Raw genomic sequence first — 14,302 nt, forward strand, 5'->3', positions numbered from 1 at the left:
CCCAAGGCCGAGGTTACGGTCGACTGGTTCCATATCGTGCAGACCTTCACCAAGCGGCTGGACGAAGTGCGCAAGAAGGAGCGCCGGGAGCAGGGACACCCCAAGTCGCTGCGCTGGGCCCTGCTGAAGAGCCTGGACAACGAGAACCTGACACCCAAGCAGCTGGCGGCGCTCGAGGAGCTGGTGGCCGATCAGAGCGCTACCGCCGATGCCTGGGTGATCAAGGAAAAGCTGCGCTGGATCCAGAAGGCCCCGACGCCGCGAGCGGCTCGGTGGCGCATCACGCACTACCTCAAGGTCATGAAGGCGGCCGTCTCGGCGAAGCCACTGCTGAAGCCGATGGGTAAGGCCCTGGCAACGCTGGAGCGCCATGCCGATGCAGTGGCTAGGCGCTGGATCTCGGGACTGACGAACGCACGACTGGAAGGGATGAACGGCCTGTTCCAGGCGGCAAGGTCACGCGCTCGCGGCTACCGGAACGAGGCCAACTTCATCGCCATGATCTACCTGATTGGCAGCCCGGTGGGCCTCCTGCTCGATCAGGCCAAATCCACATGAAACGACGAAGAACCATTTTTCTGAATGTTACTATCTTTATTATTTTTATAAAAATAGCTTTAGGGTTTTACGGGCAATCTATTACCAACTTTATTAATTTACAAAGACTATTATCTTATTGATTAATAGGCTTCGGAGAGCAGTAAGTTTCTAACTTTATTTGATTACCACAGTTCCACCTGGGGCTGCCGATGTGGGCCAACCCCGACTGGCGCGGCGGCCTCTATCCGCCGCACGGCGGCGGCCTCGAGGAGTACGCCCAGGTGTTCTCCGCCGTGGAGGGCAACACCACCTTCTACAGTGGGGCGCCGCGGGCCGAGAGCGTGGCGGCCTGGGCGTGCCAGGCGCCGCCGGGCTTTCGCTTCTGTTTCAAGCTGCCCGCCGCCCTGACCCACGACAAGCGACTGGCCGGCATCGAGGCCGAGCTCGACGCCTTCCTCGCGGCGCTCGCCCCACTGCACGATCGCCTGGGGCCGCTGATGGTGCAGCTGCCCCGGGACTTCGGTGCCGAGGAGCTGCCCCGGTTGGAAGCGCTGCTGGGTCGCTGGCCGGCAGAGATTCCCTGCGCGGTGGAGGTGCGCCACAGCGAATTTTTCCACAAGGGGACGGCGGAGCGCGATCTCAACAGGTTGTTGATAACTCATGGCGTGGATCGCGTGATGCTCGACGTGCGGCCGCTCTTCGCCACCCCCGCCGGCGACCATCCCAGCCTGCGCCAGGCCCAGCGCGAGAAGCCAAGACGCCCATTACACGTGCTTTCCACGGCGGATCGGCCGGTGGTCCGTTTCATCGGTCACCTGGATGGTGAGATCAACGCTCGCTGCTTCGCCCCCTGGATCGAGCGTCTCTCCCTGTGGATAAAACAGGGGAAAACCCCTTACCTGATGGTGCATACGCCCGACAACCGGCGGGCCCCGGAGTTGGCGCGACGCCTGCATGGGCGGCTGGTGGAGCGGCTGGCGCTGCCTGCCTTGCCGCCTTTCCCCGGCGAGGCCCAGGCCAGCCTGTTCGGAGGCTGAGGGGGTTCGCCCCATCGCTGAGCCAGGTCAACGAGATCGGACTGGCCATCAGACGTTTGATCGGATAGTTTTATGGGCCGGAGCGCCCTTACCCTGGATTCTGACTGGATTTGACGCCGAACCCGCGTCGATCTTGCGATGATCCTGCGTTCCCGCACCCTGCGCTCGACGTCTACCCGCCGGCGGTCGCGGGGTGTAGCGGCAGCGATCCTGCCCGGATCCTGTCATGCTCTGGATGGCGCCCTGCGACCCATGGCGTCCTGGACGTGGCAATGACAAGCACAAGCCGCCATTGCGCCGGACCGGCCGCTGGCGACACGACCAAGACAGGGTGACACATGTCGAAACTCTCCCACGCTCAGTGGTCATCGAAGATGGCCTTCATCCTGGCAGCCACCGGTTCGGCGGTAGGGCTGGGCAATATCTGGCGCTTCTCCTACATGGTAGGTGACAGCGGGGGCGCGGCCTTCGTGCTCGTCTACCTCGCCTGCGTGGCCCTGGTGGGCCTGCCGATCCTGGTCGCCGAGTGGCTGATCGGCCGCCGTGGCCAGGAGAACCCGATCAACTCCATGCTGGACCTGGCCCGCCAGAGCGGTCGCCTGCCGGCCTGGGCGCTGGTCGGCGCGAGCGGTGTGCTCGCCGCCTTCCTGATCCTCTCCTTCTATAGCGTGATCGGCGGCTGGTCGCTCTCCTATACCCTGAGTTCGGTTACCGGCGCCTTCTCCGGGCAGGATGCCGATGCCATCGGCGCCCTCTTCGGCGGCCTGTTGGGCAGCCCAGGCACGCTGACCCTGTGGCACACCGCCTTCATGGCACTGGTGATCTTCATCGTCGCCCGCGGTGTGACCAAGGGGCTCGAGGGCGCCGTGCGCACCATGATGCCGGGGCTGGTGCTGCTGCTGATCGTGCTGGTCGGCTACGGCATGACCACCGGTCACTTCGGCGAGGCGCTGGCCTTCATGTTCCGCCCCGACTGGAGCGCGGTGACCGGGGGCGTGGTGCTGGCCGCCATGGGGCAGGCCTTCTTCACCCTCTCCCTGGGCATGGGCATCATGATGGCCTACGGCTCCTACCTGGGCGAGGACGTCAACCTGATCGGCACCGCCCGTACGGTGATCATCCTCGACACCGTGATCGCGCTGCTGGCGGGCATGGCGATCTTCCCCATCGTCTTCGCCAACGGCATGAGCCCCGCCGATGGGCCCGGGCTGATCTTCGTCAACCTGCCGGTGGCCTTCGGCAACATGACCGGCGGTGCCATCCTCGGCCTGATGTTCTTCCTGCTGCTCACCTTCGCGGCGCTGACCTCGGCGATCTCGCTGCTGGAGCCGGTGGTGGAGCTGGTGGAGGAGCGCACCCCGCTCTCCCGTGTGGCGGCGACCCTGACGAGCGGCGTGGCGGTATGGGCGCTGGGCATCGCGGCGCTGATGTCGTTCAACGTCTGGGGAGACTTCCTGATCTTCGGCCTGAACATCTTCGACCTGCTGGATACCTTCACCAGCAAGGTGCTGCTGCCCCTGACCGGCCTCGGGGCGATCCTCTTCGTGGCCTGGTGCCTGGAGCGCCAGAGCGTGGCCAGCGAGCTCGGCCTGGCCGGCGGCACGGAGCGGCTGTGGCACCTGGTGGCCCGCTATGTGGCGCCCATCGGGGTGATCGTGGTCTTCGTCACCGGCCTGCTCTAGGCGGGACGATCCGAAGAGGGCAGAAAGCCCTGCGAGCCCCGCCCCGGCGGGGCTCGCGTCGTTGTGGGGGTGCCCTGGCCGTTGGGCCGGGGTCAGTGCATCTCGTCGAGCTCGTCTTCCGGCAGCTCGGCGATGTCACGGGACAGCTGCTTGAACTCCTCATGGAGCTCGATGCCCCGCCGGGCCCGCAGGTTGCGCTGGGCGGCGGTGCGGCTGCGCTGCTCGTGCTCGACGACTTCCATGCTCATGAAGATGTCGAGGAGTTCGCTCTTCAGGGAGGTTAACCGTTCGACATTGCGCATGATCGACTCTCCTTGGACACTACGCGGCACTGCAAGTCTTACTATATCTCACTTGACAGAATGATGACGATCAGGGTTTTACGCCACAACGAAGGGTAAACGCTGGCGTTCGGACGGGGTCACCGCTGGCGGCCGGGGCGGCACCGACATCTTGCGCTGCACAATGCCGGCTCCTTGGGCATACTGTGTCAAACCCGTTACCCGTATCGTCACTGCCCGGGGCGATACCCCCATTCGAGGAGCTTCCAGTGAGCAGCGCCCTTTTCGATGAGATGAGACGCCGCATGGAGCACTTCCGCCGCTCCGAGCAGAAGGTGGCGCGCTTCGTGCTGCGCAACCCCGAGGAAGTGATCCACATGCGCATCGTCGACCTGGCCACCGAGGCCAAGGTCAGCGAGCCCACGGTGGTGCGCTTCTGCCGCGCCCTGGGCTGCAACGGCTTCCAGGACTTCAAGCTCAAGCTGGCCCAGATGCTGGCCACCGGCAGCCAGTTCGCCCAGTTCTCCATGAACGACAGCGACTCGGTGGCGGAATTCTCCCAGAGCATCTTCGATTCCACCGTGGGCACCCTGCTGTCGGTGCGCGACCGCCTCGACAACGAGGCGCTGAGCCAGGCGATCAACGCCCTGGCCATGGCCAACCGGGTGGAGTTCTACGGCTTCGGCGCCTCCGGCGCGGTGGCCTTCGACGCCCAGCACAAGTTCTTCCGCCTGCAGATCTCCACCGCGGCCTATGCCGACCCGCACATGCAGAACATGTCGGCGGTGACCCTCAAGGAGGGCGACGTGGTGGTGGCGATCTCCCAGACCGGCCGTACCCGGGCGCTGGTGGCCAGCGTGCGCCTGGCCAGGGAGGCCGGCGCCACGGTGATCGGGCTCTGCCCCAGCGGCTCGCCGCTGGCCGAGGAGGTCACCCTGCCGCTCTATATCGACGTCCACGAGGACACCGAGATCTACACTCCCATGAGCTCGCGCATCGCCCACCTGGTGCTGGTCGACGTGCTGGCGGTGGGCGTGGCCAAGACCCGCGGTCCCAAGCTGGCCGAGCAGCTCAAGTCGGTGAAGAAAAGCCTGATTCCGCTGCGCTACCCCGAGGAAGAGGCCTAGGCAAAACCAGGCGCGGCGAGGGCAGGCCGAGGAGGAGAGGCGGGCAATATGCTAAGCTGATCGCCCATTTTCCGAGCAGCGATGCCCTCTCCATGGACGACGTCACGGCGATCCTCGACCACCTCAACACCGCCCAGCGCGAGGCGGTCAGTGCCCCCCAGGGCAACATGCTGGTGCTGGCCGGTGCCGGCTCCGGCAAGACCCGGGTGCTGGTCCACCGCATCGCCTGGCTGATGCAGGCCGAGGGGCTCTCCCCCTATGCCGTGCTCGCCGTGACCTTCACCAACAAGGCGGCCCGCGAGATGCGCACCCGCCTGGAGGCGCTGCTCGGGCTCTCCCTGCGCCACGTCTGGGTGGGCACCTTCCACTCCACGGCCCACCGCCTGCTGCGCACCCACTGGCAGGATGCCCGGCTGCCCCAGCACTTCCAGATCATCGATTCCGATGACCAGCTGCGCCTGATCAAGCGGCTGATCAAGGAGCACGAGATCGATGACGAGCGCTTCCCGCCGCGCCAGGTGCAGAGCTTCATCTCGGGCTGCAAGGAGGAAGGGCTGCGCCCCCACCAGGTCGACGTCCATGGCGACGCCTACCTGGGGCAGATGGTGGAGCTCTACGAGCGTTACCAGCTCACCTGCGAGCGCGGCGGCCTGGTGGACTTCGGCGAGCTCCTGCTGCGCAGCCTCGAACTCCTGCGCGACAACCCCGCCCTGCTGACCCACTACCAGGAGCGCTTCGCCCACGTGCTGGTGGATGAGTTCCAGGACACCAACACCCTGCAGTACGCCTGGCTGAAGCTGCTCACCGGCATGCGCACGCCGATGACCGTGGTGGGCGACGACGACCAGTCCATCTACGGCTGGCGCGGCGCCCGGGTGGAGAACATCCGCCGCTTCGAGCAGGAGTTCCCGGAGACGAAGACGGTGCGCCTGGAGCAGAACTACCGCTCCACCAGCGCCATCCTCGAGGCCGCCAACGCCCTGATCAGCCACAACACCGAGCGCATGGGCAAGGAGCTGTGGACCGACGGCGCCCGCGGCGAGCCCATCTCCGTCTATGCGGGCTTCAACGACCTGGACGAGTCCCGCTTCATCGTCGACACCATCCGCGAGAAGGTCGACGAGGGCTTCCATCGCCGCGAGATCGCCATCCTCTACCGCTCCAACGCCCAGTCCCGGGTGATCGAGGAGACCCTGATCCGCCAGGGCGTGCCCTACCGCATCTACGGCGGGCACCGCTTCTACGAGCGCCTGGAGATCAAGAACGCCCTGGCCTACCTGCGCCTGCTGCTCAACCGCGACGACGACGCCTCCCTGGAGCGGGTGATCAACGTGCCGGCCCGGGGCATCGGCACCCGCACCGTGGAGCTTCTGCGTACCCGGGCCCGGGAGAGCGGCGTCTCGCTGTGGCAGGCGCTGCATGACGGCGTGAGCGACGGCACCCTCAAGGGGCGCGCCGGCAGCGTCGTGCAGGCCTTCGCCGAGCTGATCGAGCGGCTCGACGACGAGACCGCGGGGCTGGCGCTGCACGAGATCATCGATCACGTCATCGAGCGCTCGGGGCTGGTGGAGCACCACCGCAGCGAGAAGGGCGAGAAGGGCCAGGCCCGGGTCGAGAACCTGGAGGAGCTGGTCAACGCCGCCCGCGCCTTCACCCAGGGCGAGTCCTTCGATCCCCCCGAGGCCGGCGAGGGAGCCGTGGCGCTGGAGGCCTTCCTCTCCGAGGCGGCGCTGAATGCCGGCGAGCACGAGGCGGACGAGTTCGAGGACAGCGTCCAGCTGATGACTCTGCACTCCGCCAAGGGGCTGGAGTTCCCGGTGGTCTTCATGGCCGGCGTGGAGGAGGGGCTCTTCCCCCACCGCATGTCGGCGGAGGAGCCGGGGCGCCTGGAGGAGGAGCGCCGGCTCTGCTACGTGGGCCTGACCCGCGCCATGAAGAAGCTCTACCTGACCCACGCCGAGATCCGCCGCCTGCACGGCAAGGAGACCTTCCAGCGGGCCTCGCGCTTCCTGCGCGAGCTCCCCGAGCAGTACCTGGAGGAGGTGCGCCTGCGCGGCCAGATCAGCCGGCCGGTGACCACCTCGCGCCCCTCGGGGCTGCGCCAGACCGAGGTGAATGGCGGCGCCGACCTGCCGAGTCTCTCGCTGGGCCAGCGGGTCCACCACCCGGTGTTCGGTGAGGGGGTGATCCTCAACGCCGAGGGGCAGGGCGAGCGCGCCCGGGTGCATGTCAGCTTCGAGGGCGAGGGCGACAAGTGGCTGGTGCTGGGCTTCGCCAAGCTGACGCCGCTCTGAGGGTCGTTGACGATAACGTCAACGTCGCGGTCTTGTGGCCCAATTCGGCCTTGGCGCATACTCGCTGGCGGACACCACCGCGCGTCATCACGCCGCGCGGCCCGATATAACAAGCCTTTCGGAGTCATGCCCTCATGCAACGCCGCAACTTCCTGAAGACCCTCGGTGCCGGCGCCGCCGGCGTCGCCGCCGCCCCCTTCGTGGCCACCACCGCCAAGGCCCAGGAGACCATCACCTGGGACATGGTCACCTCCTGGCCGCGCAACTTTCCGGCGCTCGGCACCGGAGCCAACGAGTTCGCCCAGCGCGTCGAGGCGCTCTCCGGCGGGCGCATGCGCATCCGCGTTCACGGTGCTGGCGAGCTGGTACCGGCCATGGAGGTCTTCGACGCCGTGGCCGCCGGCACCGCCGAGATGGGTCACTCCACCGCCTACTACTGGCGCGGCAAGGTGGCGGCCTCCCAGTTCTTTACCGCGGTCCCCTTCGGCATGAACACCACCGAGACCAACGCCTGGCTCTACCACGGTGGCGGCCAGGAGCTGTGGGACGAGATCTACGCCAAGCACAACCTCAAGCCCTTCGCGGTGGGCAACACCGGTACCCAGATGGCGGGCTGGTTCAAGAAGGAGATCAACTCCCTCTCGGACATGCAGGGCATCCGCCTGCGCCTGCCGGGCCTGGCCGGGGAGGCGATGAATCGCATCGGCGTCACCACGGTGACCATGCCCGCCTCCGAGATCTTCACCTCCCTGCAGACCGGGGTGCTGGACGCCGCCGACTGGGTGGGCCCCTACAACGACATGGCCCTGGGCCTGCATCAGGTGACCGACTACTACTACACCTCGGTGTGGAACGAGCCCAGCGCGGTGCTCGAGGGCACCGTCAACCTGGATGCCTGGAACGCCCTGCCCGACGACCTCAAGGCGGTGGTGCGCGAGGCGGCCAAGGCCTCCAACCTCTCCATGATCAGCGAGTTTGCCTACCGCAACGCCCAGGCCCTGGAGACCCTGGTCGAGGAGCACGGTGTCCAGCTGCGCACCTTCCCGGAGGACGTCATGCAGGCGCTCTATGATGCCTCCATGGAGGTGGTCCAGGCCCAGGTCGACAGCGATCCGGATTCGAAGAAGGTCTACGACTCCTACGTGGCCTTCCAGCAGCTGGTACGGCCGTTCAGCGACGTCGGCGAGTACTCCTACCTGAAGGGGCGCGAGGCCGTCGGCGCCTGATACCGCGCGTGCGGAATCGCTATCGGGGGCGCCACTTGGCGCCCCCGATGCGTTGCGGCTGACCGGCGAGAGAGACGGCCTACTGGTGCACGGCGCGGATGCGGCCCTTGTCGTCCAGGGCCACCATCACGAAGGTCGCCTCGGTCACCTTGTGCAGCTCCTTGGAGTCACGCTCCTGGGGCTGGCGGATCCACACCTCCACGTCGATGCGGATCGAGCTGTGGCCGATCTCGCACACGGTGGTGTAGATGTTGACCATGGAGCCCACGCGCACCGGGCAGAGGAAGTCCATGGCCTCGATGGCCACGGTGGCGGTGCGGCCATGGGCCTCGCGACCGGCGGCCAGCTCGGCGGCCTGGTCCATGTGGGCCACCAGCCAGCCGCCGGCGATGTCGCCATGCAGATTGGTGTCCTGGCGGCTGGCCAGCAGTTTCAGGGTGAGATCGCCCCTGGGAGCGGGGATATCGTCGAGGTCTGTCATGAAAATGTCATCATCCTGGCTTGTTATTGTGGCCGTAGGCGACAAGAGGCATACGGATGTCTGAATCGGGGGTCATGGTATATGCAGTGGCCGCCGCCCACCAGCGTGGCCCCGTGGCCCGCCAGAGGGGCGGTAGAGACGGCGGCAGGCGGATGACCTGGCGGCAGCGGGCGGCGATGGGCTGGCTGGCGCTGCTGCTGCTGTGGGCGCCGGGTCTGGCCCAGGCGGACGCCGACGAGGTGGCCGGCACCCTGGGGGCCGTGGGCTCCGATACCCTGGCAGGGCTGATGCTGCACTGGGGGGAGGCCCTGGCCGAGCAGTACCCGGCGGTACGCCTGCAGCTGCAGGCCAGCGGTTCGTCCAGCGCTCCCACGGCGCTGATCGCCGGTACCACCCGCCTGGGCCCCATGTCGCGCCCCATGAGCGAGGCCGAGCGGGCGGCCTTCGTGGCGCGCCACGGCTATCCGCCGCTGGAGCTCGAGGTGGCCCGGGATGCCCTGGCGGTGGTGGTGCATCGCCACAATCCGCTGGAGAGCCTGACCCTGGCCGAGCTGGATGCGCTCTTTTCGGACACCCTGCGCTGCGGTGGCGAGGCCCCCATCGAGCGCTGGTCACAGCTCGGCAGCGGCCTGCCCGAAGGGCGCGTGCGGCTGCATGGCCGCAACGTGGCCTCCGGCACCCATGACCTCTTTCGCCTGCGCGGCCTGTGCGGGGGGCGCTTTCGGCTCGACGTCAACGAGCATCCCGGCTCGGCCGCGGTGGTGGCGGCGGTAGCGGCGGAGCCCGGCGCCATCGGCTATGCCGGGCTCAACCACCTGACGCCGGCGGTGCGCGCCGTTGCCCGGCGCGACAGCGAGAGCGGCGAGCTCCACCCGCCCAGCGCCATGATGGTGAGCCGCGGCGACTATCCGCTGTCGCGCAGCCTCTATGTCTATGTCAACCGGCCGCCGGGGGCGACCCTGCCCGGGCCCGAGCGCGCCTTCCTCGAGCTGGTGCTCTCCGACGCCGGCCAGGCGGTAGTGAAAGAGCTCGGCTTCGTGCCCCTGACCCCGGCCGAGCGTGAGCGCCAGAGGCGCCGTCTCGAGGGCCATGGAGGCCGCTGAGGCTGTCACCCAACTGTCATCAGGATGTCGTAAAGTGTTGTCATCACCCTTGCCGATGATCGACCGGGAGCGGCCATGATCGACCCTTTGCCGCCCAGGGCCCAGCCGCGCCACCAGTGGTGGCGGCGCCTGCGGGACCGCCTGGCGACCCTGCTGATCACGGCCGGCGGCATCGGCGTGGTGGCGGCGGTGCTCGCCATCGGCCTCTTCCTGGCCCTGGAGGTGGCGCCGCTGTTTCTCGAGGCGGACTCGGGCGTCGGCTGGCGCGAGCTGTGGCAGCCCCGCTGGCAGCCCGGCACCCTGCCCGGGGAGCCCCCCCTGTTTGGCCTGCAGCCGCTGGCCTGGGGCACCCTCAAGGCGGCCTTCTGGGCGCTGCTGTTCGCCGTGCCGCTGGCGCTGGGCGCGGCCATCCACTCGGCCCTCTACATGCCGCCGCGGCTGCGCAGCCGCCTCAAGCCGACCCTGGAGTTGATGGAGGCGATGCCCGGCGTGGTGGTCGGCTTCGTTGCCGGCCTGGTACTGGCCCCCTGGGTGGAGCGCCACCTGGCCGGCGCCCTGGCGCTGGTGGCGGTGCTGCCGGGGGGGCTGCTGCTCGCCGGCCTGGCCTGGACACGCCTGCCGGCGCCCTGGCGGCGTCGGCTTCCCCAGGGCTGGGCCGGGCTGTGGCTGATCCCCTGGCTGGCGCTGCTGGCGGGTCTGGCGCTGTGGCTCTCGCCCTGGCTCGAGTCGCTGCTGTTCGGCGGTGACCTGCGCGGCTGGCTGGAGGCGCACTTCGGGCTCGGCTATGCCTCGCGCAACGCGCTGATCGTCGGCCTGGCCATGGGCTTCGCGGTCATTCCCGGCATCTATGCCCTGGCCGAGGATGCACTCTCCGGGGTGCCGGCGAGCCTGGGCGAGGGCGCCCAGGCGCTGGGCGCGACCCGCTGGCAGAGCCTGTGGAAGGTGGTGCTGCCTGCGGCGGCCCCCGGGGTGTTCAGCGCGGTGATGATCGGCGCCGGCCGCGCCGTGGGCGAGACCATGATCGTGCTGATGGCCAGCGGCAACACCGCGCTGATGACCCTGAGCCCCCTGGAGGGGATGCGTTCCCTGGCCGCCACCATCGCCATCGAGCTGCCCGAGGCGGTGCCGGGCGGGGTCCACTACCGGCTGCTGTTCCTGGCGGCGCTGGCGCTGTTCGTGTTCACCTTCCTGGTCAACACCCTGGCGGAGCTGGTGCGCGCCCGGCTGCGCCGCCGCTACCGGCGACTGGAAGGGTTGTCATGATCGGCCCCGGGCGCGCTCGCCTGCCCCGCGGCGAGGGGCCCTGGCCCTGGCTCGCCGCCGGGAGCGTGGCCCTCTCGCTGCTGCTGCTGGTGGGGCTGTTGACCCTGCTGGCGGCGCGGGGCATGGGGCACTTCTGGCCGTCTCCCCTCACCCTGGTGACCCTGGAGGATGGCCGCCAGCTGGTCGGCCAGGCGGTGCGTGAGGAGCGTCTCGCCCACGCCGAGGGACGCGAACGGCTCTACCTGACCGCCAACCGCGACCTGGACGGCGCGATCTGGACCTGGGTGGCGGTGGAGGAGATCGTCGCGGAGAGCCGTCCTCACGATCTGGTGGTGCTGGAGCGCACCCGCTGGGGCAGCTTTCAGGGGCGCCTGCTGGCACTGGAGAGTGCCGAGGGACGCGTCGAGGGAGAGGCCGCCTGGTCCGCCCTGCAGGCGCGCCTCGAGGAGCTCGCCGCCTTGCGGTCGGAGCGGGAGCGGCTGCGCGACGAGACGGTGGTGCCGCTGGTGCGGCGCCTGGAGCGGGAGCCGGAGGTCCGGGGGGAGCTGGCCCGGGCCAATGCGCGGATCCGCGAGCTCCAGGCGCGCATGGAGGGCGATACCCTGTGGCTCGAGAGCGTGGATGGCCGCCGCCTCGAACAGCCCCTGGCCCAGGTGCTGCGCGCCTGGCGGCCCAACGCCATGTCGACGCCCCAGAAGCTGGCGGCATGGGGGCAGGGGGTGTGGCGCTTCCTCTCCGAGGGGCCCCGGGCAGCCAACAGCGCCGGCGGCGTCTGGCCGGCGATCTTCGGTACCGTGCTGATGGTGCTGCTGATGTCGGTGGTGGTGACCCCCTTCGGCGTGCTGGCGGCCATCTACCTCAATGAGGTGGCCCATCAGGGGCGCTTCACCCGGCTGGTGCGCATCGCGGTGCGTAACCTGGCCGGGGTGCCCTCCATCGTCTACGGGGTGTTCGGGCTGGGGGTCTTCGTCTACGGCATCGGCGGCACCCTCGACGAGTGGTTCTTCGCCGATCAGCTGCCCTCGCCCACCTTCGGCACCGGCGGGCTGCTGTGGGCCTCCCTGACACTGGCGCTGCTGACCCTGCCGGTGGTGATCGTGGCCACCGAGGAGGGGCTGGCGCGGGTGCCGGACCACCAGCGCGAGGGGGCCCTGGCGCTGGGCGCCACCCGGGTGGAGATGCTGACCCGAGTGGTGCTGCCGATGACCGCGCCGGCCATGCTCACCGGGGTGATCCTGGCCGTGGCACGGGCCGCCGGCGAGGTGGCGCCGCTGATGCTGGTGGGGGTCGCCAAGCTGGCGCCCCAGGTGCCGGTGGACGGTGAGTTTCCCTTCCTGCATCTTGAGCGGAAGTTCATGCATCTGGGCTACCACATCTACGACGTGGCCTTCCACGGCGGCGATGTCCAGGCGGCGCTGCCGCTGGTCTACGCCACCGCGCTGCTGCTGGTGCTGGTGATCCTGGTGCTTAACCTGACTGCAATATTCCTGCGCCATCATCTAAGAGCGCGTCACGGGGCCCTGCCGCGCCGCTAGCGGCAGCGCCCGAGGAGTGAGGAACCCGATGTCCGTCTTCCCGTCGCCACGGTCCGCTGCCGGCGGCCCGATCATCGACTTCGACCCGGCCGCCTGCTGCCTGGAGATCGAGGGGCTGAGCCTGGCCTACGGGGAGACGCCGGCGCTGCGCGAGCTCTCGCTGCGCGTGCCGCGCCAGCGGGTCACCGCCTTCATCGGGCCCTCGGGGTGCGGGAAGTCGACGCTGCTGCGGGCCCTCAACCGGCTCCACGACCTCAACGACGAGGTGCGGCTCGCCGGGCGGATTCGCCTCGAGGGGCAGGATATTCACGCCCCCGAGGTGGAGGTGGCGGAGCTGCGCCGGCGGGTCGGCATGGTGTTCCAGGCGCCCAACCCCTTCCCGATGTCGATCTACGACAACGTCGCCTTCGGGCTGCGGCTGCAGGGGGGGATCCGCAAACGCCAGCTGGACGACATCGTCGAGTGGGCGCTGCAATCGGCGGCGCTGTGGGATGAGGTGAAGGATCGCCTGAGGAGTTCGGCCTGGGCGCTCTCCGGCGGCCAGCAGCAGCGCCTGGTGATCGCCCGCACCCTGGCGGTGCGCCCCGAGGTGCTGCTGCTCGACGAGCCGGCCTCGGCGCTGGATCCGATCTCGACGCTGAAGATCGAGGAGCTGATCCGCAACCTGAAGTCACAGCTGACCCTGGTGCTGGTCACCCACAACATGCAGCAGGCGGCGCGGGTCTCCGACTACACCGCCTTCCTGCAGGAGGGCGAGCTGGTGGAGTACGGCCCCACCGACAGGCTCTTCACCAATCCGCGCCTCGTGCGCACCGAGAACTACATCACCGGGCGCATGGCCTGACGGCCGGCCCCAAGGAGAGTCCCATGGACATCACCAGCGATATCCACAGCCGCCACATCTCGCGGCAGTTCAACCAGGAGCTCGAGGAGCTCAAGACCCACCTGATGGCCATGGGCGGCCTGGTGGAGAAGCAGCTCCAGGAGGCGGTGGCCGCACTGCTCGAGGGGGACTCCGACCTGGCCCGCCGGGTGGTGGAGAACGATCGCGCGGTCAACGACATGCAGATCAAGATCGACGAGGAGTGCACCCAGGTGCTGGCGCGCCGCCAGCCGGCGGCCTCGGACCTACGCCTGGTGCTGGCGGTGATCCGCGCCGCCTCCGATCTGGAGCGCATCGGCGACGAGGCGAGCAAGATCGCCCGCAACGCCGCCGACCTGATCGCCGCCGATAACGGCACCCGCGGCTTCGTCGAGGTGCGCATGATCAGCGAGCACGTGCGGCGCATGGTGCGCGATGCCCTGACCTCCTTCGCCCGCTTCGATACCGAGCTGGCGCTGAAGCTGGTGCATGAGGACGAGGAGGTGGACGAGGAGTACCGCAGCGCCATGCGCTCGCTGATGACCTTCATGATGGAGGATGCCCGCTCGATCTCGCCGATCCTCAGCCTGATGTGGATCCTGCGCGCCCTGGAGCGCATCGGCGACCACGCCAACAACCTGGCCGAATATGTGGTGTATCTGGTCAAGGGGCTGGATATCCGCCACACCGACCCCGAGGACCTCGACGAGCAGGCAATCACCCGCAAGGGTTGACCCCACCCCACCTTTGGTAGTCAATGTCGCAGGCCAACGCTCTATTGGAGCCGCGATGAGGGGCGCCGGGGGCAGGTCGAAGAGGAGGTCCGTGGACCAGGGATGGTCTAGGTAGCCCCCAGGGAGGGGTTCATGGC

Annotated in this window: 13 protein-coding genes; 11 read left to right on the plus strand and 2 right to left on the minus strand. The window is 68.5% G+C overall.

Annotated features, from left to right (window positions below):
- The 3 genes from DER72_RS07660 to DER72_RS07670 all read left to right on the plus strand — a co-directional run.
- A partial coding sequence (locus DER72_RS07660; protein ID WP_146209041.1) for a transposase occupies nt 1–558 on the plus strand: 558 nt, incomplete at its 5' end.
- Between the two features lie 191 nt (nt 559–749).
- Nucleotides 750–1,577, plus strand: a complete 828-nt coding sequence (locus DER72_RS07665; protein WP_110069412.1) for a DUF72 domain-containing protein — start codon at nt 750–752, stop codon at nt 1,575–1,577.
- A 338-nt stretch (nt 1,578–1,915) separates the two neighbouring features.
- Nucleotides 1,916–3,259 (plus strand): sodium-dependent transporter, encoded by a 1,344-nt coding sequence (locus DER72_RS07670; protein ID WP_110069413.1) that lies wholly within the window; start codon nt 1,916–1,918, stop codon nt 3,257–3,259.
- 92 nt (nt 3,260–3,351) lie between these two features.
- Here the strand turns inward: DER72_RS07670 and DER72_RS07675 are convergent, their stop codons facing one another.
- Nucleotides 3,352–3,561: a PA3496 family putative envelope integrity protein gene (locus DER72_RS07675; RefSeq protein ID WP_110069414.1), complete on the minus strand. Its 210-nt coding sequence runs from the start codon at nt 3,559–3,561 to the stop codon at nt 3,352–3,354.
- A 248-nt stretch (nt 3,562–3,809) separates the two neighbouring features.
- On the opposite strand from DER72_RS07675, the gene hexR reads away from it, so the two are divergent.
- The 3 genes from hexR (at nt 3,810) to DER72_RS07690 (ending at nt 8,187) form a co-directional block, all read left to right on the plus strand.
- Nucleotides 3,810–4,667 (plus strand): transcriptional regulator HexR, encoded by an 858-nt coding sequence (gene hexR, locus DER72_RS07680; protein ID WP_110069415.1) that lies wholly within the window; start codon nt 3,810–3,812, stop codon nt 4,665–4,667.
- Nucleotides 4,668–4,759: 92 nt separating this feature from the next.
- The gene (uvrD, locus tag DER72_RS07685; RefSeq protein ID WP_110069416.1) at nt 4,760–6,961 is read left to right on the plus strand and encodes a DNA helicase II; all 2,202 of its coding nucleotides are present in this window, start codon (nt 4,760–4,762) and stop codon (nt 6,959–6,961) included.
- 134 nt (nt 6,962–7,095) lie between these two features.
- On the plus strand, nt 7,096–8,187 hold the full coding sequence (locus tag DER72_RS07690; protein WP_110069417.1) for a TRAP transporter substrate-binding protein: 1,092 nt from the start codon (nt 7,096–7,098) through the stop codon (nt 8,185–8,187).
- Between the two features lie 79 nt (nt 8,188–8,266).
- Here the strand turns inward: DER72_RS07690 and DER72_RS07695 are convergent, their stop codons facing one another.
- Nucleotides 8,267–8,668: an acyl-CoA thioesterase gene (locus DER72_RS07695; protein ID WP_110069418.1), complete on the minus strand. Its 402-nt coding sequence runs from the start codon at nt 8,666–8,668 to the stop codon at nt 8,267–8,269.
- A gap of 152 nt (nt 8,669–8,820) precedes the next feature.
- On the opposite strand from DER72_RS07695, the gene DER72_RS07700 reads away from it, so the two are divergent.
- The 5 genes from DER72_RS07700 to phoU all read left to right on the plus strand — a co-directional run bounded on the left by DER72_RS07700 (nt 8,821) and on the right by phoU (nt 14,165).
- Entirely contained in the window at nt 8,821–9,771 is a 951-nt protein-coding gene (locus DER72_RS07700) for a PstS family phosphate ABC transporter substrate-binding protein (RefSeq protein ID WP_258306236.1), read from the plus strand.
- A gap of 75 nt (nt 9,772–9,846) precedes the next feature.
- Nucleotides 9,847–11,034, plus strand: coding sequence for an ABC transporter permease subunit (locus tag DER72_RS07705; RefSeq protein WP_110069419.1), 1,188 nt, complete (start codon nt 9,847–9,849; stop codon nt 11,032–11,034).
- Complete coding sequence (pstA, locus tag DER72_RS07710) at nt 11,031–12,569, plus strand: phosphate ABC transporter permease PstA (protein WP_110069420.1); 1,539 nt, start codon at nt 11,031–11,033, stop codon at nt 12,567–12,569. Before DER72_RS07705 ends, pstA begins: the two co-directional genes overlap by 4 nt.
- Nucleotides 12,570–12,597: 28 nt before the next feature.
- A complete protein-coding gene (gene pstB, locus DER72_RS07715) occupies nt 12,598–13,413 on the plus strand; it encodes a phosphate ABC transporter ATP-binding protein PstB (protein WP_110069421.1) in 816 nt (271 codons plus the stop codon).
- A gap of 23 nt (nt 13,414–13,436) precedes the next feature.
- Nucleotides 13,437–14,165 carry a phosphate signaling complex protein PhoU gene (phoU, locus tag DER72_RS07720; protein ID WP_110069422.1) on the plus strand — a complete coding sequence of 243 codons (729 nt, stop codon included), beginning with the start codon at nt 13,437–13,439 and terminating at the stop codon, nt 14,163–14,165.
- Nucleotides 14,166–14,302 lie beyond the last annotated feature (137 nt).

Source organism: Halomonas sp. A11-A (assembly GCF_003182195.1).
GTDB classification, from domain to species: domain Bacteria; phylum Pseudomonadota; class Gammaproteobacteria; order Pseudomonadales; family Halomonadaceae; genus Halomonas; species Halomonas alkalicola.

Excerpts from the sequence above, each read along its gene's own strand:
- DER72_RS07665 (WP_110069412.1), top strand. The coding sequence starts at position 750 with ATGTGGGCCAACCCCGACTGGCGCGGCGGCCTCTATCCGCCGCACGGC.
- DER72_RS07670 (WP_110069413.1), top strand. The coding sequence starts at position 1,916 with ATGTCGAAACTCTCCCACGCTCAGTGGTCATCGAAGATGGCCTTCATC.
- DER72_RS07675 (WP_110069414.1), bottom strand. The coding sequence starts at position 3,561 with ATGCGCAATGTCGAACGGTTAACCTCCCTGAAGAGCGAACTCCTCGAC.
- uvrD (WP_110069416.1), top strand. The coding sequence starts at position 4,760 with ATGGACGACGTCACGGCGATCCTCGACCACCTCAACACCGCCCAGCGC.
- DER72_RS07690 (WP_110069417.1), top strand. The coding sequence starts at position 7,096 with ATGCAACGCCGCAACTTCCTGAAGACCCTCGGTGCCGGCGCCGCCGGC.
- DER72_RS07695 (WP_110069418.1), bottom strand. The coding sequence starts at position 8,668 with ATGACAGACCTCGACGATATCCCCGCTCCCAGGGGCGATCTCACCCTG.
- DER72_RS07700 (WP_258306236.1), top strand. The coding sequence starts at position 8,821 with ATGACCTGGCGGCAGCGGGCGGCGATGGGCTGGCTGGCGCTGCTGCTG.
- DER72_RS07705 (WP_110069419.1), top strand. The coding sequence starts at position 9,847 with ATGATCGACCCTTTGCCGCCCAGGGCCCAGCCGCGCCACCAGTGGTGG.
- pstA (WP_110069420.1), top strand. The coding sequence starts at position 11,031 with ATGATCGGCCCCGGGCGCGCTCGCCTGCCCCGCGGCGAGGGGCCCTGG.
- pstB (WP_110069421.1), top strand. The coding sequence starts at position 12,598 with ATGTCCGTCTTCCCGTCGCCACGGTCCGCTGCCGGCGGCCCGATCATC.
- phoU (WP_110069422.1), top strand. The coding sequence starts at position 13,437 with ATGGACATCACCAGCGATATCCACAGCCGCCACATCTCGCGGCAGTTC.